Source organism: Chryseobacterium luquanense (assembly GCF_026460945.1).
In the GTDB taxonomy this organism is placed as follows: Bacteria; Bacteroidota; Bacteroidia; order Flavobacteriales; family Weeksellaceae; genus Chryseobacterium; species Chryseobacterium luquanense.
Window position 1 is genome coordinate 130,795 of the sequence record NZ_JAOVZV010000005.1, and the last position, 22,351, is coordinate 153,145.

The 22,351-nt window shown below is 31.5% G+C and carries 12 protein-coding genes and 2 pseudogenes; 11 read left to right on the forward strand and 3 right to left on the reverse strand.

What is annotated here, in order from left to right; translation table 11 throughout:
* Window position 1 precedes the first annotated feature (1 nt).
* The 3 genes from OEA66_RS07300 to OEA66_RS07310 are packed head-to-tail and all read right to left on the reverse strand — an operon-like array spanning window position 2 to window position 9,178.
* Complete coding sequence (locus OEA66_RS07300; protein WP_267280745.1) at window positions 2-6,640, reverse strand: RHS repeat-associated core domain-containing protein; 6,639 nt, start codon at window positions 6,638-6,640, stop codon at window positions 2-4.
* A gap of 1 nt (window position 6,641) precedes the next feature.
* A complete protein-coding gene (locus OEA66_RS07305) occupies window positions 6,642-7,844 on the reverse strand; it encodes a lamin tail domain-containing protein (RefSeq protein ID WP_267280746.1) in 1,203 nt (400 codons plus the stop codon).
* A complete protein-coding gene (locus OEA66_RS07310; RefSeq protein ID WP_267280747.1) occupies window positions 7,841-9,178 on the reverse strand; it encodes a tetratricopeptide repeat protein in 1,338 nt (445 codons plus the stop codon). Before OEA66_RS07310 ends, OEA66_RS07305 begins: the two co-directional genes overlap by 4 nt.
* Window positions 9,179-9,941: 763 nt before the next feature.
* On the opposite strand from OEA66_RS07310, the gene OEA66_RS07315 reads away from it, so the two are divergent.
* From OEA66_RS07315 to OEA66_RS07360, 11 genes and pseudogenes are all read left to right on the forward strand, one after another.
* On the forward strand, window positions 9,942-10,670 hold the full coding sequence (locus OEA66_RS07315; RefSeq protein ID WP_267280748.1) for a hypothetical protein: 729 nt from the start codon (window positions 9,942-9,944) through the stop codon (window positions 10,668-10,670).
* 25 nt (window positions 10,671-10,695) lie between these two features.
* A complete protein-coding gene (locus OEA66_RS07320; protein ID WP_267280749.1) occupies window positions 10,696-11,157 on the forward strand; it encodes a hypothetical protein in 462 nt (153 codons plus the stop codon).
* Window positions 11,111-11,488, forward strand: coding sequence for a putative phage abortive infection protein (locus OEA66_RS20515; RefSeq protein WP_375379292.1), 378 nt, complete (start codon window positions 11,111-11,113; stop codon window positions 11,486-11,488). Before OEA66_RS07320 ends, OEA66_RS20515 begins: the two co-directional genes overlap by 47 nt.
* Window positions 11,478-12,101: pseudogene (locus tag OEA66_RS07325) on the forward strand (DNA polymerase Y family protein); the annotation flags it as partial. The gene OEA66_RS20515 and the pseudogene OEA66_RS07325, both read left to right, overlap by 11 nt.
* A gap of 8 nt (window positions 12,102-12,109) precedes the next feature.
* Window positions 12,110-15,168, forward strand: a pseudogene (locus OEA66_RS07330) (DNA polymerase III subunit alpha).
* Between the two features lie 103 nt (window positions 15,169-15,271).
* Entirely contained in the window at window positions 15,272-16,369 is a 1,098-nt protein-coding gene (locus OEA66_RS07335) for a ComEC/Rec2 family competence protein (protein ID WP_267280750.1), read from the forward strand.
* Window positions 16,362-17,468, forward strand: coding sequence for a trypsin-like serine protease (locus OEA66_RS07340; protein WP_267280751.1), 1,107 nt, complete (start codon window positions 16,362-16,364; stop codon window positions 17,466-17,468). Before OEA66_RS07335 ends, OEA66_RS07340 begins: the two co-directional genes overlap by 8 nt.
* Window positions 17,458-17,961: a hypothetical protein gene (locus tag OEA66_RS07345; RefSeq protein ID WP_267280752.1), complete on the forward strand. Its 504-nt coding sequence runs from the start codon at window positions 17,458-17,460 to the stop codon at window positions 17,959-17,961. The genes OEA66_RS07340 and OEA66_RS07345 overlap by 11 nt, the downstream gene beginning before the upstream one ends.
* Entirely contained in the window at window positions 17,949-19,853 is a 1,905-nt protein-coding gene (locus OEA66_RS07350) for an AAA family ATPase (RefSeq protein ID WP_267280753.1), read from the forward strand. Before OEA66_RS07345 ends, OEA66_RS07350 begins: the two co-directional genes overlap by 13 nt.
* A gap of 80 nt (window positions 19,854-19,933) precedes the next feature.
* On the forward strand, window positions 19,934-20,785 hold the full coding sequence (locus OEA66_RS07355) for a toll/interleukin-1 receptor domain-containing protein (protein WP_267280754.1): 852 nt from the start codon (window positions 19,934-19,936) through the stop codon (window positions 20,783-20,785).
* 158 nt (window positions 20,786-20,943) lie between these two features.
* Window positions 20,944-22,104 (forward strand): putative phage abortive infection protein, encoded by a 1,161-nt coding sequence (locus tag OEA66_RS07360; RefSeq protein ID WP_267280755.1) that lies wholly within the window; start codon window positions 20,944-20,946, stop codon window positions 22,102-22,104.
* Window positions 22,105-22,351: the final 247 nt, after the last annotated feature.

Consider the following 22,351-nt stretch of genomic DNA (forward strand, 5'->3'; position numbering starts at 1 on the left):
TCTAAAATTTTGAATCAATTATTAATTCTTGTGTTTGAAAAAATCTTTCAGTTTTATCTAATGGGGGAGCAAAAGTTTGGATATAGGCCTTCGGATCATTTATCCACGGTAATGTACTAAATCCACCTGCTTTTAAACTATTCCAAACAGTTGTTGAGCAATTCTGACCTACTAAAGAGTAAGTATTTATACTTCTACCCCCATTTTTCAGCGATGTCCCACCATCATACAACTTATTATAATAATTACTTATATTTTTGGCATTAACTCCTGATATTTTATATACTCTACTTGGACTTTTTGCTAATCGCTTTTCTAAATATGAAATTCCTTCTTTCATTAAAACACCATCACCTACTGGCCCGTATCCTCCCATACTTGGAGAATATGATCCATTATATCTTCCATAAGAAAAAACTTCACCATCTATTTTCATATAAACGTGCCCTAATCCATCAGTTTCAACAATTACGAATGTTCCTTTATCATTTGCTTTAAAACTACTTGTTACCTCTGTTGCTTTTGGTCCACCAAATAATTTACTTGTGCCCATATGCCCTACGTGATTTAGTCCGCTAGTGATAATTCCTTGCCTAAAACCTTGCCAGAAGTTACCTCCTGCAATAGTAGAAGAAATTCCTCCAGATAAACCTCCCGCCGTAATCATAGTTACTTTTATTAAATCTCCTTTTCCGAAGCTATTTTGAGAAATCCAATTACGATTGGCATCTTGCATGGCACCTGATCCGCTAAAATTAGTTCCTAAAGCCTGAATTCCGCTTGAGATAATAGAAGAAACGGCACCGGATAAAAATCCAGAAGAAAAATCACCTGTTTCTAATGAAGACATAATCCCTGCCGAAACAGAATGCATGCCTGCCTGTAAAGCAGCCTTACCTACAAAACTAACCGCTGCGCTTGATGCAACGGACCCAATTCCAAAACTTACTGCTCCCATTACTGCTCCTGTTGTAGCAGCTTTTCCTAATCCATACCAAACGGGAACACCTTGTATGGAATTCATAATCATTTTGGTAGTCACAGCAACAGCAACAGCTATAATAAGTGCAGCAGTAAAAGATATTGGTTCATTGCCATCAATATCAATATAAAGTAATGGATTATTATACACATATCCAAACCGGTCATAACTCTGTGTATTATATGGATCTGAAACTAGATTATCCGGACTTAAAAACTTTCTCAGAATAGGATCGTAGATACGAGCATTCATATTTATCAACCCAACAGTCTGTAAATGTTCATGTCCTGTAAAGCCTCTATCTAAAAATAAATGAATATGTCTCAGTTGCTCAACATTCGTCAATGTCTGGCCATTAGATTGAACCAAACCTTTTAAATTTCCCCAAGCATCAAAAAATCTTTTCTCTTCAATTAACCCATTCGTTTTAGTAATTGCCAAAATACTTCCAAGATTATCTCTATGTAAGAAAAAGTTTTCTTTTTCTGCTAATGAGCCACTATTTAAAACCTCTTTCTTAATATAATTGGCATTGTACGGATCTCCAGTTACATATGTAATAATTTGTGTTGTTCCATTATTATTTTTTGTAATTTCTACAGCAAAATCTGAGGAATAAAATTTTTCTTGGCCAGTAACCGAAGATTTCATTGAGTATCGAGACTCTAATAAATTATACTCAAAACTTAAGTTGTCTTTACCAGCTAATACAATGGTATTAGGACTTTTAAAAGCATTATAAGTAATTGTTGCAAAACCTCGTTGTGAACTTAGACTTTGTCCATTAGTATTAAAATTTATTCCTTGTAACTTATAATCTGTTTCGTTATAATTATAGTTTCCTAATTCAGTGTTAGAAGTAATTCTCCCCCTTTTATCATAAGAATATTCATTCGTTAAAGTTCCGTTAACAGCTTCTGAAAGAAGACGGTTAAGTTTGTCATAAGTAAAATCTTCTTTTTTTCCGAAAGAGTTATTTCTTCTCCAGTTCAAAACTCCTTTATTTACATCATAATTATAATCTATATCTAATGCAATAGTGCCATTATTAGTATTTTGATGTTTTATATTATACAGAGAAAAATCATTCGGATTATACTGGTTTGTGAGTGTATAACCATTTCCATACTCCATCTGTGTATCTTGTCCTCTTGCATTAGCAGCTGTAAGATGCCAAATCATTGCTCCCGTTTCATTATTATTCTGCTGAATTAGAATTCCATTATCATCGTAAATGTTTTTAATGGATGATGTGGAAGTATAAATATTAGGAATAACAGTTATAATATTTGCAATATCAGCTCTTCCAAAATTATCATATGTTGTATTAGACGTATATATAAAGTCAGGAGTCTCTTCTTTTTTACTAATAATACGATAATACTGATCGTACAAGGTTGTATAAGTAAAGCTTTTTCCGTTACTCACCCCGAAGATAGTTTCTGGTAGTTTAGTTAGACCATTATAGGTATATGTTTTCTCAATACTAGTATTTTCAGCAGGAGTGTTACCACTTATTTTTTCAGTAAGAGGTCGACCTAAATTATCATAGGTGTATAGAGTATATCCTTTAGGATTGGTTTCTTTGACCAGCCTGTTTAGATTATCATATTCGTAAGTAAATATTCCTGCTGAGGGATCAGTCATTTTTGTTTTATTACCCCAGCCATCTATCTCGAAAGTAGTTTTTATTCCTTCGTAATTTGTTTCCTTTAAAGAACCATTAGGAAAGTATGAATATGAAATAACACCTCCATGATCCTGTTGTCTGATTACATGCCCCATTGCATCGAGCGTCTTTGATGTTTTTTTATAACCATCATCTACGGTAACTTTCATCCCTTCATAGCAAGTTGTAATTACCTTGCCTGTAAAAGCAATGTTTTTCACAGGACGATTAAACTCATCATACTCTATGGCATTCCATTTTGCTGGCTCACCTTCAAAAAAAGATTCAGATGTTTTGATTTGCTTTCCAAAAATATCATATTCTTTTTTAGACAAAATCCATTTTCCATTAATAGATTGCTCATTGGATTGAATTTCTCTGTTAAATTTATCAAAAGTAGCAATAGTCTCTATCCCACCATCTCTTTTGCTATGAAGGTTATAAACACCTCCAGATGTGGGCTCAGCAACAGATTTCCAGATAGTTGTTTTTTTACCAAGGAAATCGGTAATCTCGTCAATATTACCCCAATCATCGTAATGATAGGATGTAGTTAAGCCTAAAGATGAAATTTCTGAAGTAGGACGTCCTAAGTTATTGATATTTGATGTTGAGATTAATCCATCTGGAGTGGTAGTTTTGTTAATAAATCTATGAGTTCCATCGTACTCGTACATTGTAATCTGGGACGCAATATTTCCAGTTGAAAGAGTTTCTGTTTTAATATTTCCGAATGAATCATATGTATAGGAAGTTGTTACAGGCGAGTTACTACTTTGATTACCATATTTTCTTGCTTCAGATAAACTTCCGTCTGAATGGTAGTCTGATTCATTTCTAGTATGAAATGATAGACCATCTTTGTATGTAATAGTCTCTGATGTAGCTATCTTGCCATAAAAATAATGATCACCATTAGAAAATTCTGGCTTGTAAGTATATTTCGAAATTGAAGATCCCTCTCCATTAAAATCTGTGTAAACTGTTTTTAATCTGAGATCATTTGTTTGATCATATTCATAGTTTTTTGAAATTGTAATTTTTTTAAGATAATCTTTTGTAAGTTCCTCAGTAGCCAATATCAAATATTGGTGATTGCCCTTATCAAACTTAGCATTGGCATTAGTACTCTCTGTTAGAAAAATATTTAACCCACCGTAGGTACTCTTAACAACTGCATTATCATAGATAGGATCTCTTGTAGTTATACTCCAAAAAACAGCTTTCGCTGGATTTTTATTTATGTACTTTCCGTTTTTAAATTCGGATTCATAAGCATCACTGTTATATGTTTTTTGAAAACCTAAGAATCCTTTTCCAAATAGATTTTGTGTTGCATTTTCATATCTATATTCTTTAGTAATAGCTTTATTGTCAAATATGGTATGAATTTTGCTAGCTAAATAAGTTGTTCCATTGTTATTGTGGACGTAAAAGGGATAACTTAGTTCTCCATTTCCTTTGTTACGAATGTAACACCTTTCGACATCCGTATTAGTGTCACTTGTCATTGGTCTATAGTCAACCAACTGATCTACTCCAGAACCATTAATAACTTTTCTTATCAATTTTTCATTGAACGAATCATTATCAATCGTAAATGAGATATCTTTTTTTGTAAAAAGATCTGAAATTACTAGACTGGATTTGTATGTATTTAGCTGATTGAAATCGGTTGCTTCTAACGGAATCGCAAAAGGTGATATTAAATCATTAGTAAGCGGAATTACAGTGTTGGATGTTAATAAATTAACATTCCCCTGCACATCCGTTTTCGTTTCATGAAAATATATCTTATTTGCAAATTGAGCTACGGAGTGACTGACAGGGAAGGTTTGATTTGTCAACAAAACTAACACATTTTGAATCTCCGCAAGATTTAATTGTTTCGTATCACTGTATTTTACTTTTCCAAATTTACTAAAGGAAATTAGATCTGTTTTTCCGTCCTGATTAAAATCAGTAGGGATAATAGTTGTAGCCCCATAGGAGGTATAATCATATACCACTTCAGGTCCCGACCATAATTTTTGCCAAAAAGATCCTCCTGCTTTGGCATATGTTTTTTGGGAGGGACATATATAAGCAAGATGCTGAGATGTGAAATCTTTAGTTGTTGCAATAAAACCAGTTCCAGTACTAATATATTGCCACCAAAGCTGTTGTTCAGTTTCCATTCTTTTAACAACAGCAGCCGTGCTATTATCTTGGTCTATATAATAGATTTTTTTTGGTGTTATAAAATCTGTTAAACCATCACCATTAAAATCTCCAAAGATTATAGGTGTGGACCTTTTAGTATATTCATTATGTTCAAAATCAGGTAATGCGACATGTAGAAGGTTTTGTAAAGCAACCAATTTCTTACCAATGTTATCAATTTTATAAATAGAGTATTTATTACCGTCTAAAAACATTATTTCTGGGATACCATCTCCATCTAATTCAATTTGATGTATACTTGTGAAGGATAAATACAATGAACTTGCTGGTGCACTATTAATTGGTACTTCCAACTCAATTGTTTCTGTAGATGAACCTAATGTTTTTCCAATCTCGTACATAAGAGCTTTAGTAGGAGAATATGCTGTTGCAGGTATAAAATGAATTAAATCAGTTAATCCATCATTATTAAAATCTCCAGAAATGTAGGGGTCAGAATTTTGAGACAAATTTAATGTATATTCACCTGTTATTACATTCCAATTCCATGTGCCATTACCTTGAAATGCAGTGTCAACTATTCTGCTTTCCATTGTCATTAAATCCACAATTTGTAATTTTGCATAAAGACCTGTATGTGCAATAAAAAGTTTATCCCGATCATTCAATCGGCCATCATTAGATAATGCTTTTCCAACAATTAATTTCGCTCCAACTTCAATAGGAATCTGTATTTTCCCAGCTTGTGAACTCATTAAAGAAAATGATCCATCCACTCCCTTAGCTATGTAACAAGTAGAAATTTTCCCATTCCCAAAAAAATTTCCAGCTACAATATCTCCTAATTCTTTAGTGTTTTGAAGAAACCCAGCATTACTATCAATTTTCTTTTCAACAGTTCCGGTGGTAACTCCTAGGTTATAGTCGAATTCTAATGGCTTTAACTTTTTACCATCAATATTCTCAACTTCGATTTTACGTATTCTCTCAATTGTATTACTGTAAATTAAATCGTGCGTTAAGACATATTTCCTAAAAAGACCATTATTTGTAGAACTACTAGAAATCCTTTCTAGAACGTGCTTGTTAACAAATTTGATACCATTACGGTAGGCCTCAGTTGGAGTCTGACGTGTTTTATATTCAAAATTGATATTGAAAGAATTTCCTTCTCCATATGAAATTTTAGTTACTTTTGGAACGAAATTATCAACTTGATAAGTGTATTGGATTGCATTACCATAAGAGTCTTGAAAAAGTGATATGTAGTATTGTCCTGTCGTTAACTCTTTATATTTTGCTATCTTTCCATCTGTATATTTTACAATAAATTGAAATTCACCCGATGTAACCTTTGTAATTTTAATTTTTGAAAATTTTTCAGTTACGAAATTATTAGCATCGTTCTGAATGAGTCTTTGACCATCTAAATAATAAGGATCATCATCATTAAATTGAGTACCCAAAGTAATACCATCAATTTCTTTGCTTTTACCTCCTCTTGATATTGTCGATAGTCCAACAATATTCCAGCCCCAACCCGCCATTCCATTTCCTGATTGGCTATTATAAGCAAGCGAAATATTTGGTTGAAAATTATTAATCCCTGAATGAATTTCGATAGGAAGCATATAGGTCATTGCACCAGACTCACTAACATTCATCTCTGCTTTAATAGTAGGAGTTAAAATTTCTTCTGGAGTTAGTAGCTTTTGCGATATTGAAGAGTGCCCTGAAGTATTATATTCAAAAGGAATACGAGAAGTTTCTTGCGACTTGAAAATACCAGCTACGAAAAATAGAGTAAAAAATATAGATTTTTTCATTTTACCACTTTAAAATGTTTTTAGAAATGACTTGCCCAGTTGTAAGAACAAAATTTGCAACAAATGCTCCAGGAAGTTGATTTTGAAGATTGAATGTTGTAGTGTTAACACCTTGCCCGGGAGCAAAACCGTAAACAGTTGTCGCTGAAGAATTAAAAACCTGGACATTGTTGATTTTGTTTAAGGCTGGCCCGCTCCAACTCATTGTAACATTGTAAGAGTCTGAGGCTTTTGTCGGGTTAGGAGATATCACAATGCTATTTTTAATTGCATTCAATTCATCAGCTGTTAATCCATTGGGTTCACCAGGAATAATTAATTGGTCTGAACAGTTATAACTTGATATCACATTTCCTGATGAATCAAAATTAAAACATTTAGTTTCATTGCTTAATTCACCTTTTTTTGAATTTTGAAAGACCTTCTCAATATTGATCGGACATACATTGTTGATAAGATTGGATGCATTGCTATCCCAATTTAGATAAGCATAGTAATTTTGAAAATTATCTTTTACTAAATCGGCATAACTTTGTGTTGGAGGAACAAAATTTGCTTGAAGTGGATTTGGTGTGGCCTCGTAATTATACAAATCATAGCCATTTGGCTGAACATTTGGATCAATTGTCGACATAGGGTCAGGATGATATTGTATCGATTTTACAGAATAGAATTGAGAGGGGTTACTTGTCAAATTTGGAAGGAAATTAGGAGATGGATCATTTCTGAAATCCCACATAACTTGCCAAGTATCAACAAACTTTTGCCCACCAACAGTATAACCTAATGTGACTTTATCTTTTTTATTTCTAAGAAGAATCTGGTCTTGATAAATTATTTGATTTTCTTTTCCGAATGTTGGAGTAAAATGGTCTGAAAAAGTCGTAGTATGGTAGGGCAATCTGCTATAAGCAATCACCATAAATTCATTCTTCTTAATGATTTTATGTGGTAGCCAAAAAATACCTTGTAAGTCTTTAATATACCAGTCCTTAAGATTGAGATCTGAATCGCTGTAATTATATATCTCAATAAACTCACCTCGATGGTGCTTAATTGCGTCAACATAACCATTTAAATCATTTCCAAATCGGAGTTTTTCGTTAAAAGGTGTATCATAATAAACTTCAGTAATAGCTATTTGAGAATACAATAATCCACTTACCGACAAACATGCTAAAAAATAAAATGGTTTTAATTTCATAATTTACTTATTAAATTTTGTAAATTTTGTAAATGAACAGGCTTTATTGAGGAGCGATTTTGATTAATCAATGCTGTGGATACGATTATTGGGTCAGAGCTTTCTATAAAAGATTTCGGGTCACCAACTATATTCAATATTTTATTTTTGTTTTCAACATCCCCTTTTCTTTTGAAATATTTTGCTATTAAAATATTCATGCGATCTATCGAATGGGTATTTGATACTCCATACATGATCTTACATTGGTTTAAAATTTTTTCCTTCGCTAAATCAGTTTGGTTATTTATTAAATCAAATTTTATCTTTCGGGTAGCTACTTCAAATTTTTTATCAGGAGAGTCCATGTTTTCTTCTAAAAATAAAAATAATGATGTGGCGTTTACTCCTGATACACTAATGTTTTGGTGTTCCGCTTTTTTGACATGTGCATCAAGTAATGCTAATGCAGACCAGAAGTTATTTTTTAATGTATGATTTTGTGCTTCAACTGAAATTAATATATCATACTTTTTTTGAAATTTTGATAAGTCCCTAACGTACTTAAGAAACAGCGGGTCCTTCTTATCTATAGTATTATAATATGAAAGAGCCTTATTCAGTGCTTCCGTATTATTTTTCTCTTTTCTTAATTTTTGAAAAATTAACTTGTGCAGCTCCCGTATATGCTGCTTTCTGTCAAGTGAGATGGGCTTTGATGACAATTGAGCCAATTTAGATTCAAGCTGAGAAGTATTAAGCTCGCTAAACCTATTTTTGAAATTTTTATATTGTTGCTTATTATAAGCTTTAAGTGCTTGGTTTTGTTTTGCATTCTGCGTATCAGCATTACAATCTAATAATCTTGTAATTCTGCTATATTGCTTTTGTAAATCTAAATTGTTAGGGTGATTTTGCACGAATGTAGCAAAGTTTTGCAACACGTGTGATAAGAGGCGACCATTAAAATTTATTAAATTTTTGACTTTTTTATTTCCTAAACAAGCATTGAAGTACTCTTTATATAGTCGTTTCTTCAATTCTGGATTATTTGGATTTAGCAGTAAAGCCGTCTTAAACATTAATATAACCTGCCACTCTTTTTTTTTCTGAGAAAGAAAAGTCTTTCTGAGTCCATCGTACGCCCTAATTTCATCAGGGTGTTGAGCAATAATTTGTTCGTATGCTTGTTTAGCTTGATTAAATTTTTTCTGCTTTCTAAGTATACAGGCATTTTTTAGTAGCACATTGACATCTACTATAGCTTTGGAAGTATTACTAAAAAGCTTAAAACTTGGAAACATAAATGAAAAAATCCCTAAAGAACTTAAGGACAAGAATTCTTTTCTATTCATTGTGCAACATGGTGAATTAGTTTTTAAAATAAAGGAGAAGACCGGGTTTCATGCCAGTATTGTGTTACCTCGTAGGTTATAAATTCAATGTTTGACTTCTCCTTGCTGCAAAGATATTATTTTTTTTGAAATCACCAAACTTTGATATAAAAAAAATATAAATGTTTTAAAATCAGTTAAATAAAATAATTTGACTTGAATTCCCTTCTAATAAATCTCTTACATTGTTCACTATTAGATCCAATTTTTACAAATAAGAGACGCCGATCATAAGAAAAATGTAGATTTTTAGAAATGAAATGGTAATAAATACTGTAAAATTAATGCGAGAATAGACATTACCCATAATGGAAAGCCTATGTAGTTCGTTATAGACTCTCAATAATAGCAATATAAAAGCAGGTATATATTTTTTAACCCAATCAAAAAACATTAGTCTAAATCAAATCTTAATCTGCTTAATGCTGCTGCTTCCAATAATGCTGTTTACAAATACGGCGTTTTTTTTTTGGTTTATTATTAATACTTTTACAGCTGAAATTTTATCGAAATAACGAAGCGTTAGCTTTTGTTCTGCAAACAGAAATCTGGTACATTTCATTAACACCGCAGAATAAACAGTTGATGCCCTCGCCTATGGCGTGGGCTATACTTGTTTGTGGTGTTAGGTTTACCAGAACCTCTGTTTGCGAATTAAGTTATAGTTCCACGCTTTTTTGCATTCTAATCCGGTATAGGAACTTTACCATCAGCTTTTAAATTAATGGAATTTAACTACTACTCACAACCTCCTAAAGGTTTTGAAATTATTAAAACGTTTGTTGACCTTTTCTTATTTGGAGCAATTCCTATTCGGTTGCCAGAGAATATTTTTCAGGTCGAGACATCGCTAATTGAATACATGGAAAAAAACCCTAAAGATTATACCCAACAAGATAATAATCAAGACTTGTTGATGTTGCATTTCGAAAAAACAATTGAGTTGTTTTTAGAGATTTCAACTGTTCAAGAGCGGCAAAATCTTTGGGATTGGTATAATAACAACCCTAATAAGGCAATAGTAAACAAACTGATTGCATTGCAAAGAAAGAATTACTCATTTCAATATCGATACTTCCCTCAAAACCTTACTGAAGACCTTATTGAACATTGTTTAATTACGATGAAGCTAATGCCAATCCAAATTTTCAGTTTGTTGGCAAACCAACTTTCTCAGCTTGATATGTATATTTCTTTAGAGGATAAGAAACTTTCAGAGAAAGGATATAAGCAAGTTTACAACTGGATTATGGAGTACAACGATTACACTACTGCGCTCTCAAACGCAATTGCTGGCTTTTTAAGCTACGTAAAAGGCAAACCTAGAGATTTAGTTGACTTCGAAAATGAAGACGAACTTATCTCGTATTTAGGACGTTTTTCAGTAATTATCAGACGTGATTATTTTAATTTTAAATCACAACAGACAAAAGTAATAGAATTTATAAAATGAAAAAACATTTATTACCCTGAGCCTGTTGAAGGCTTTAATTTTCAACTTTTCGTGTAGCAGCACTAATGAAGATGCGCCCGAAGAAATAACATATACAAACGCATTAATTGGAGATTGGAAAATAAAAAAGTACGTATTTATAGATAATGTGAATGGACAGGAAATTGGGAGCACAAATCTTGAATGCTCAGGTAAAAATTTGTATCATTTAAAAGCGAACAATTTCCTGAACATCAGAATGTACAAAAGTACGCAATATGGCGTATGCTTAGATACGCCCACCAATGATGATGGTCAGTGGACTTACAATTCAGGTTCTAAAATGATCACATTTTACGGTGATGTTGATTACAAAGTAAAATCTATAAGCAGTACGCAGTTAGAAATAGAAAGCTTTGATGAAGGCTATGTCGATTATTTTGACAAAGATTTCAACAACGATGGCATTTATTCACGACTACGCAAATTTGGCGGAGAACATAAGTAATGATGCAAAGAATTACGATAGAGCATACTCCTATTTTATTTCTAAAAGATATTACGTCTTCAGTCATTACTTTAAAAACTTTTTTCAAATCCTTAAATTAATTGATGATGCTGAACTTACGGATATTCAAAAAATAAAATATGTTGAAATATTAAAAAGCCAATTATCTCAACATGAATTGACTTTTATATTTTATGATTCAATATATCCAATCGGGAAAAAAATACAGAAAAGCTTAATTGAAAAGTTTCATTTATTCACTGAATTAAACGACCAATTTATAGTTACCGAATTAAAAGTACAATACTTACAATCTGCATATTTCCGTTAAAAAAATTCCAATGGTTGGAAATGTAACATACCAACTTCTATCAAGGTTAGGCGTACGGACAATAGAGACTTTATCTGTAATGCCTGTTGATGTTTTGCATAGGCACATCGGAAAAAGTGGAAGCGATCTATGGAAGAAAGCTAATGGAATTGATGACACGCCTGTTGTTCAGTATTCAGAGAGAAAATCGATTTTTACTGAAGACACATTTTCTCAGGACACCATAGATGTTGTTAATGTGAGAAGTATTTTGTCTGGAATGGTTGAAAAGTTATGCTACCAACTCAGAGCAGAAAAATGGCTTACGTCAGTGATTGTCGTGAAGATCAGGTACAGTAATTTCGATACAGAAACGAAGCAGTGTAAAATTCCGTACACATCGTCAGATTATACAATTTTAAAATATGTTCTCGAGCTTTTTAAAAAGCTTTATAAAAGAAGAATAAGAATCAGGTTGATCGGTGTTAAGTTTACTGGACTGGTTCACGGCTGTCATCAAATGAATCTGTTTGAAGATACTGAAGAATTGATCTCATTGTATCAGACAATGGATAATATCAAAAACAGGTTCGGCACTGATAGTGTTGGTCGAGCTTCTGGATTATTAAAATAAATTTTATCATGTTTTTAAATTGCCATTCATATCACAGCCTGCGCTATGGAACTATTTCTATCGACGAATTGGTTCAGCAAGCACTTGCATTAAAGCTTAAAACATTGGCTTTAACCGACATCAACACCATTACCGGAATTTACGATTTTTATAAGGTTTGTAAAGAACATTCAATCAAACCTATTGTCGGAGTTGATGTCAGAGTGCTAAATGAGCAACTATACATTTGCCTTGCAAAAAATCAGAAAGCAATTGGTGAGATTAATAGAATGCTCACTGCTTACAATTGTGATGAGGTTGAAATTCCTAAGCATAATCCAACGCTTGATCACACAATTATTATTTACCCCATCCATAATATCCCTGAAAAACTTTCAGAAGATGAGTATATCGGAATACGACCTGAAGAAATAAACTTTTTAATTAAACCTCATCTGAAAAAACTGATTGCAAAGATAGTCATCTTGCAACCTGTTACTTTTAAAACAAAGCAAGAATATAATCTGCATCGTATTCTCAGGGCTATAGATAACAATACACTTATCTCAATGCTTGCAGACAAAGATTGCTGTAAACATACAGAAACGTTTATCCCAAAGCAAAAGATTTTAGAAGCGTTTGCCAATCTTCCAGAAATAATTGACAACACAGCTAAATTGATTGAAAGGTGTAGTTTTGAATTTGACTTTTCAACACCTAAAAACAAAAGGTTCTTTACTGATAGTCGGGAAAATGATTTTGAACTTCTTACAAAACTTGCTTACGAAGGTTTAGAAAAAGATACTCTGGTCGGAATTCTGAAGCTAAAGCAAGAGTAGAGAAAGAATTGGCAGTAATTGACGAATTAAAATTTAGTGGCTATTTTCTCATTACTTGGGATATTGTGCAGTATAGCAACAAAATGGGATTTATGCATGTTGGCAGGGGAAGCGGTGCAAATTCTATTGTAAGCTACTGTTTGGGAATTACAGACATCTGTCCGTTGGAGCTTGATTTGTATTTTGAAAGATTCCTGAACTTGAACAGGAAACCCCCGCCGGATTTCGATATTGACTGGAGTTGGCAGACGAGAGATACTATCTTACAATACATCTTTCAAAAATACGGTAAAGATCATGTTGCTTTTTGTGGAACAAATGTGGAATTTAAATACCGCTCCATTTTCAGGGAAGTAGGAAAAGCTTTTGGTTTACCGAAAGAAGAACTGGATTCACTTGCAACAAAACCTATCAGTGAGCATGATAACAATTCTGTATTTAGGCTTGTTCATAAATATGGAAAACTACTTGAGAAATTTCCCAATCAAAGAAGTATGCACTCTTGTGGTATTCTCATTTCAGAAGAGCCAATCACAAACTTTACGGCTTTGGAAATGCCCCCAAAAGGATTTCCCATTGTTCAGTTTGATATGCATGTTGCTGAAAATATAGGTTTTGAAAAATTTGACATCCTTTCACAAAGAGGTTTGGGAACAATCAAAGACACTGTTGATCTAATTAAAGAAAAGAGAGGGATTACGGTAGATATAAAAGATACAACGATTTCTAAAAACGAAGCGAAATGCAATGAATTCCTGAGCATTGGAAAAACAATTGGATGCTTTTACATTGAAAGTCCTGCGATGCGTGGTCTGCTTAGAAGATTAAAATGCGAGAATTACAAAGTACTAGTTGCTGCATCATCAATTATCCGTCCGGGTGTAGCACAAAGTGGAATGATGAAAGAATATATTTTCAGGCATAACAACCCCACGAAGTTTGAATACTTTCATGACGTTTTTAAAGACGAGCTTGGGGAGACTTATGGTATTATGGTCTATCAGGAAGATGTGATTAAGATTGCGCTTCATTTTGGTGGTCTTTCCGCTCCTGATGGCGATGTTCTAAGAAGAGCTATGAGCAGAAAAGGACGATCTTTAACAGCCTTGCAAAAAGTCAAAAATCACTTCTTTGAATCCTGCAAACAACTCGGACATCCTGAACAGCTTTCAAAAGAAGTTTACAGGCAGATAGAATCTTTTGCAGGATATTCTTTTTGCAAGGCTCATTCAGCTTCTTATGCGGTTGAAAGTTACCAAAGTTTGTATCTCAAAGTTTACTATCCTATTGAATTCATGGTTAGTGCGATTAATAATGGTGGTGGTTTCTATCGAACAGAGGTCTATGTACATGAAGCCAAAATGTCGGGTGCGAACATTAATAATCCCTGTGTAAACCTGAGTGAGTATCAAACTACCGTTTATGATAAGGATGTTTATTTAGGATTGATACACATTGAAAGTCTGGAAAGTCGTCTTGCTGAAATGATTCCGGCTGAAAGAAGAAAAAATGGGGAATATACATCTTTAGAAAATTTAATCAAGAGAATTCCAATTGGTATTGAAACCATACAACCATTGATCTTTATTGGAGCATTCAGGTTTACAGGAAAACAAAAGCATGAATTACTAATACAGGCTAGATTCCTGCTGACTAATTCTAAGCCTGAATACAGGCATTTAACTCTGCTTGAAGAACCACAAAGGGAATATGAGCTTCCGGAAATCAAAAGACATCCGTTCGAAGATGATTTTGATGAAATTGAGATTATTGGTTTTCCGGTTTCGCATTCTCCTTTTGAACTACTTCAGACAAAATACAGAGGTAGTGTAATGGCAAAAGATCTGGTCAAGAACCATAAACGGCAAGTGAAGATGTTGGCTTACTTAATTTCCAGAAAGCATGTCCCAACCAAACGTGGAACGATGTTTTTCGGAACATGGATTGATGCAGAAGGCGAATATTTCGATACAGCACATTTTCCGAATTGTTTAGAGCAATATCCGTTTCAAGATGGTGGTTGTTATTTACTTCTCGGAACTGTGGAGGTGGATTTTCACTTTCCAACGATTACTATTCATAAAATGGCTAAGATGCCGTTTATTCCTGACCCACGTTATTCAATGGATAAGAATAAATCAGGTGAAGCCACAAGAAATTTGAAAGAGGACGTAAGTATGACTTTTAGAAAGCCTTACCCACAGGAACATGAGATTGGACTACCTAGACAAAAAATGAATAATTGTTAAATAAGATAGAATTATTTTAGCTGTTATTTCAAAAATTTGTGAGATTAATTTTTTTTTTCTAATTTACTACCAGAAAATAAATAACCATTAATTCAACTACTAAGTGGAAAAAGTCTCTGATAATAATCTTAAGACCCAACTCCTTGTTTTACCAGCACATCATGGAGATTCTCTAATTATTAAAACATTTGATAAATATAAAAATGAATTTAATATTGTAATAGACGGTGGAACAGCAAAAACTTTTGATGAAACTCTGAAAAAAGAATTACGTAAAATTCCTCTTATCAATATATTAGTTTTATCACATATTGATTCTGATCATATCGCAGGTCTTATTAAATTTTTGAAAAATTTTCACTTTAATCCTAACCAAGTAGGTGAATATTGGTTTAATTCCAAAAATATAAAATTAATATCTTATAGTGAAAATATTAGTTTTAGTCAAGCTATAGACTTTGAGCAGCTTTTGATAGAAAAAGGAGAAATAAAAGAAAAATTACAAAATAATGTAGTAGTTGGGTATAAGCCGACACTTCCCGATGGAATCGAAATTGAAATAATATCACCCTCACAGGAAATTATTGATCATTTATATAAAAAGTGGGATGACTTGAGTGACGAATTTTCAAAAAAAATTACTGACATTAATATATCGTCTTTGAAAACTTCTCAAATAGATAGAGGCTCATTACTGCAATTAGCTAAATTTGATGATAAACCAGAAAAAAGTATTACGTCTGACATTGTTAATAGTTCCTCTATAGCGTTCATTTTTAAGACGTTTGATATGAGTGTCTTATTTCTGAGTGATTCACATCCAACTTTTGTTGAAAGTGTGTTAAGATCTAAAGGATATTCAGAAGCTAATAAACTAAATGTTGATTTTGTTAAAGTATCTCATCATGGAAGTAAAAATAATACAACGACAAGCCTTCTAGACATTATTGATTGTGATAAATTTATAATCTCGACAAATGGTGGAAATGCATGGCATACTCATCCAGATAGAGAGACAATTGCAAGAATTCTGTACCACACTGAAAGACAGAAACTCGATAAACCGCCTTTACGTAAAATTTATTTAAATTATAGTAAGGAGTTAATTAGTCGAAATGCTGGAATATTTGTTAATGATGAAGACTTAAAAGAAGGTAATTGGCAATTATTTGAAAAAGCAAATATTTTCGAAAATGACTGATACAATATTAACTCAACTTTGTGTAAGAATTACAATTGTCATCGATGGTAAAAATGAGAGCCATGGAAGTGGTGTTATTCTAAAATTTAAAGAGAACTACTACGTAATTACAGCTTTTCATTGTATATATGGGAATGAAAAACAATTTCAAAATGTTAAACTATCTGAAATCAAAATTGAAGAGCAAAAAGCTTTTAATACTCCTTTCTCAGAAGTTGAAATACAAGAGATTGTTGCTAAAAGTGAAGTCGATGACTGGGTTCTACTAAAATTAAAAAATATCGATACAAGACGAATTTTTCCAAACGTTTCAATTTGTGATGAATTTAAATTTGATACTCCGGTGGCTTTTACCGGCTTTCAAAATATAAATAAAAATCAAAGTAGATCTTACAAGGGAAGAGTTCTTAATGAAGTTTCGGGAAGAGAATTTAGAATAACTCTCACTCATAAGGATACTTTTAAAGCAGGTTCTGATGATGCTAAAGGCCTGTCTGGAAGCGGAGCATTCATTATAATGGATGATAAGCTATTTCTAATTGGAATTTTGAAAAGCGTTTTGGGAGATGATGCTTCCAATGATGATATTAAATGCTGTTCTTTGACTGAAATAGCACAGTGTATTGGGTTAGAAGTATCTACAGTAATAATGGATCAATCATTAGATTATTGGGGTAGTAATAGGTTCAATGAGATTGGCATAATTGACAATAGGGATTTAGGAGAAAAAATAAAAGCTGTTAATACTGATTTTTCAAATTTACAAATAAAGATTTTATGTCAACAACTTGCATTAGGTAAATCAGAACTAATGGGTATTTCTGAAAGAGATTTAAGTGCTATCAAATATCGAATATTTGAAGAATGCCAAGAAGAATTACAAATATTTCTAGAGGAGAACGACTCATCGATATTGTCTGATGAACAGATTAAGAATCTTATAGAGAGATATACTGATAGAGGTGTCGAAATCTTAGACATAAAGTCAAAAAAATACAAATATCCGATTTTGGATACTCAGCTTATAAAAAGAATTGTTTTAGATTTAATTAACGAATGTTATCTATCGTTCGATAAAGAGGGTGTTTATGATGAATAGAAATGCCGCCAAAAGATCTTTAATGTTTATTCAAAAAGAAGATTATAATTTTTTGGCATATAGTACAATAATTTTATTGAATTCTCTTGAATGTAACTGCGAAACCAAAAGGTTCAAAGACTTTCGAAAGATTGCATACCTAGTTGATTTTGTCAATGAAGGTGGTAATCCTAGTGAATTTAGCGAACAACAATTAGTAGAAATTTATCAAAAGGCACAAATCAAAAAGAAATTATTACATCACCTGTTGATAGTTCTAAAAAATAAAAATTTTATTGATGTTACAATTAACTCATCTTCCAAAACAATAGATTTATGGCTAAATAAAGAGTCAATTCCAAAAGAATTTTTTAATAAAGAAATTTTTGGAAAGGAAATTGAAAATGTGAAAATGTTAAAAGATAATTATACGGCATCTTTACGACGTCTCACGATTAAAACATTAGTAGAAAAAATTTTTAACAATAATAATATTTTGACATGGGAAGTTTGATTGTAAAAAAAGTTATATACTCTGGAGATAATTTTTTTTATGAGTCTCCAGAATTAAAAACTGGCATTAATGTAATTGTTGGTGATAATGGATCAGGAAAAAGTACATTTAGTTATTTTATAGAATATGGATTAGGAGGTAAAGTTAAATCATTTAATGATGATGATGATGATGCAAAATATTTTTTGATTTTAGAAGATACCAATAATTATATACAGTTAGATATATTGATTGATAATAAACCTTATTCACTTAAAAGGTTCATCAATCAATCAGATGTATTTGTAGATGATTATGTATCAATTGAAACTTACCCCATAGTAAGATACTCCCGAAACTTTATTTTTTCAGATTGGCTTTTAGAGAAACTTAAAATACCTGTTTTTGAGATGTATCTAGGGGCTTCACATTGGTATTTTAACTTCTCAGACTTATTTAGACTTTTGAATTATGATCAAAATACAGAACCTCGCAAAATCTATAAATCTCCAGTAGCAGAAAACTTTATTGCAGACTCTATTCTAATAAGAAAGTCAATATTTGAAATTCTATTGGGCATGTCTTCGGTAGAATATTTTAAACATTTAGAATCCCTTAAAGCATTATCCAAAGCGCGAGATACAGCCAAAGCAATATATGAAAGTTTTAAATCAACTGCTGGTAATTTATTCGATGTTACTTTTTTAACACAGAAAAAAAATTCTCTTGTAAAAAACCTTCATGAACATGAGTCTCAACGTAATAATTATTTAAAGAAAAATACAACTGTTGATGACAAAATAGGTGAATTAGCAAATATTCAAAGTGCTCTGACGAATCTTGAAGTCAACTCTTCAAAAAATAGAGTCAAGTTAATTTCTTTGAAAAATGAGCAAAATAATATCGAAGAACTTTATAGAAAATTAGAAGAAGAGATTCAACAAATAAAGAAGATCATTTTTACGCATGATAAACTGGATTTATTTGCGATGGAAGTATGTCCATTTTGTTTAAATAAAAAAGATGTTGAAGAAGGATTTTGTATATGTGGTTCTAAATTCAATATTGACGATTATGAAAAATTTGTGTATAACTCAAGTGAATACACAGATATTTTGCAGAGGAAGCAAAAAAGCATTAATGCAATTCTTATTGCTAAGCATCAATATCAACTTGACATTGATATACTAACTGCTGAACTTGAAATAGATGCTAGACATATAGTCGAAAATACTGAAAAACTAAAAAAAATTATAGCAACCGCCGAATATGCGGGTAATAATTTAATAATTGATGATTTAAATGATAAGATAATCAAAATTAAAGAAGAACTTTTTAAGATTGATAGTGACGTAAAAAACAGTTTAAAATTTCAAATGCTAAAGGAGGATTTTGATAAGAAAGTCAAGAATTTAGGTATAGCACAAGTAAATTTCAATAAGGCAAAAGTGGCATTTGAAAAGAATAATTTAGATACAATTGAATCTTTTAACAAGGTTTATAGTAAATTACTTGCCAGATCATCATATGAAAGTAAAGTTGCATATATAGATGATGATTATATGCCGTATATAGATAATCTTGCATATAAAGCAAATAGTACTGATGTACCAAAAAGATTGATGTATTATTTTACGATTCTCAATTTAGCTTTAAATCTTCCTTCAGTAAAACATCCAAGATTTTTACTTATTGACACACCTGAAAATTCTGGTATAGATATCGACCATTTAAAACGTAATCTAGAATTATTAGAATATGCAATAACTTTGGGAAGTGATGAAACGACGATTCAGAGAGAATATCAAGTAATTCTAACTACTGGTTACGGGAAACTTCCCGAGAGCTTCAATCAATATATTGTAGAGAAGTTTTCTAAATCATCTAACAATTTTATTCTCAAACCAAGATAAACTTCTGCACAGAGATTTAATATTTATTGGTGTAAATACAACAGAATTTTACACATAAGAAAAAACCTAACTTTAAAATTATGAAACCAAAAATATTTCTTTCACATTCTAAAAAAGATAAAGTTATAATTGAGCAAATTGCAAACGATTTAAGAAAATGCGGTATCGAAGTATGGTATGATGAATGGGAGATACCTGTAGGAGAATCAATTAGAAAGAAAATATTTGATGATGGAATTCCTAATTGTGATGTTTTTTTCATCTATTTAACTAAAAATTCTTTAGAATCATATTGGGTACAGAAAGAATTGGATTCTGCAATCTTTCGAGAAGCTGAAGAAAAAAATAATATATTAACAATTTTCGTTGATCAAGATTTAACACGAGACAGCATATCATATGATTTGAAGTCACTAAGCATACCCATTTTTAATAAAGATGAATATGTAATTCCCTTTGCAAAACTCGCATCTAAAGCTTGGCAGTCACATGGTAAGAAAGTTGCCAACAATAATCTTATTAAGATTCAAAAAGAGAAATTTGATTTGGAGCAAGAGAAATTTGAACTTGAGAAGAACATTTTTCACATTAATAAGTTGGGACTGATAGATTTAAATAAAATTGAAACACTTTTAAAAGCTAATTTCACACAGATGAGAAATGGAATAACTGTTTCTTTTTTTGAGGCATTCACACAATTAAAATATAAACTCGCCATCGGTTCAACCATGGCTCATTTAGAACATATCTTAGACAAGACTGTTACGGTAGATATTGATACACCTTGGGGGGCATCAATTGATTATAGTTTGGATGTATTGATTGGTGAATTGATTCTTCAAGGTATGGTAAAAGCTGTTCTGCCATCAAGCGAAAATGGTGAATATTATATTTTAACTGACACAGGTATAAATTTTGTTAAACGGCTGTAATTTTAATTACTGTGAAGATGTAATTATAATAACTTTTGATCTAAAGAGCAATGAGTCTGAACAATAATCGAATTGTTGTTGTACTACTGAAAAGTTTTTGTCTTTAAATCAGTATACGGTAGACAAAATTTTGTTTTTAAAAAATCAGAAAATTAAAAATGATCGGTGTAATATTACTTCTAATTATTGTATTTTTCTTCATTATTTCATTTCTATACAACTGGAGTGGATATATTTTTATTAAAAAGTATAAACCAATTGATAATGAATATAATACAAATTTATCACAGAATAGTATTTTCTTGTTATTACTAGCAATACTTTTACTAATATCAGCATTTATAGCAGTTGTAATATTTTCTCAAGAGTGGGTATATAAAAAGTTTGTATCCGAAAAAACCGGTTTCATTGGTGACACTATTGGAGGAATTACTAATCCATTTATTAATTCAGCCGCTGTAATAGTTACCGGATTAGCATTTTACATGCAATATAAAGCAAATAAATTACAGATACATATATTTAAGGAACAGATTAATGAAGCAAAAAATCAATTTACTGTAGATCAATCGACTCAAAGAACGAAAAATAAAATTGAACAAATTGAAACTCGATTTTATGAAATGCTAAAGTTACATAAATCTAATATAAATGAATTATATTACCATGGTTATAATAAGGAGTCCACTGGACGTAAAGTTTTTGAAGATTATTGCAATGAGATAAAATCAATTTATAGTGTGGTTTCTCTTCACTCAATTTATACAAGTGATTTAAATGAGAAAGAAAAACTTTTGATTACGTACAAAATCTTCTTCTATGGGTTAGAAAACGAACTAAATAAACTTTTTACTAAAGTATTGCTAACAAAATCTTTTACCGACGACTTATCAAAATATATTTATAGAGACATTAATACAAAATTAAGTTCGAATGGTAGATCTTTTGGAATTGGACACGCTTCTGAAATATCACATATTTACCGACATTTATTTTTAACAGTAAAATTTATTGCTTCGCAGCCCGAATCTTTAATTTCTTATGAACAAAAAAGAAGCTATTTAAGAATTTTAAGAGCGCAGTTGTCAAACCATGAACAAGCAATGCTTTTTTATAATTGGTATTCAGGGTTTGGTGATAAGTGGGAACAGAATTGTGATTCTGGAAATAGATTTCTTACCGATTTTAGAATGATCCACAATCTGTATAATGAACTTCTCCATCACGAATTTAAACTCGAACAAATTTTTGACCTTAATGAAAAAATTAAAACAGAAGAAGATAGAGAAGACGATTATCTTTTTGAATTTCAAACATAGAAATAAGCGGTCTTAATTTACTGTATCTTTAGTCAACTTGAAAATTTTAACAATTGTTACAAACAAGTTTTAAGACGTCATTAGAGAGGGTTTCTTATTTTCAAACACAATATGTTTACTAAATATTTACATTGATAAAACAAAATCCATTGATAATTGCCAAGAGATAAAACATATGCTATTTCAAAAAGAGATTTAGAATGAGACGAATTTTGTGTTTTCAACGTTTATATTAGGCTGAATGATG

Bases quoted from the DNA above. Each gene is read 5' to 3' on its own strand.
- OEA66_RS07300 (WP_267280745.1), bottom strand. From the start codon at position 6,640: ATGAAAAAATCTATATTTTTTACTCTATTTTTCGTAGCTGGTATTTTC.
- OEA66_RS07305 (WP_267280746.1), bottom strand. From the start codon at position 7,844: ATGAAATTAAAACCATTTTATTTTTTAGCATGTTTGTCGGTAAGTGGA.
- OEA66_RS07310 (WP_267280747.1), bottom strand. From the start codon at position 9,178: ATGAATAGAAAAGAATTCTTGTCCTTAAGTTCTTTAGGGATTTTTTCA.
- OEA66_RS07315 (WP_267280748.1), top strand. From the start codon at position 9,942: ATGGAATTTAACTACTACTCACAACCTCCTAAAGGTTTTGAAATTATT.
- OEA66_RS20515 (WP_375379292.1), top strand. From the start codon at position 11,111: ATGGCATTTATTCACGACTACGCAAATTTGGCGGAGAACATAAGTAAT.
- OEA66_RS07340 (WP_267280751.1), top strand. From the start codon at position 16,362: ATGACTGATACAATATTAACTCAACTTTGTGTAAGAATTACAATTGTC.
- OEA66_RS07345 (WP_267280752.1), top strand. From the start codon at position 17,458: ATGATGAATAGAAATGCCGCCAAAAGATCTTTAATGTTTATTCAAAAA.
- OEA66_RS07350 (WP_267280753.1), top strand. From the start codon at position 17,949: ATGGGAAGTTTGATTGTAAAAAAAGTTATATACTCTGGAGATAATTTT.
- OEA66_RS07355 (WP_267280754.1), top strand. From the start codon at position 19,934: ATGAAACCAAAAATATTTCTTTCACATTCTAAAAAAGATAAAGTTATA.
- OEA66_RS07360 (WP_267280755.1), top strand. From the start codon at position 20,944: ATGATCGGTGTAATATTACTTCTAATTATTGTATTTTTCTTCATTATT.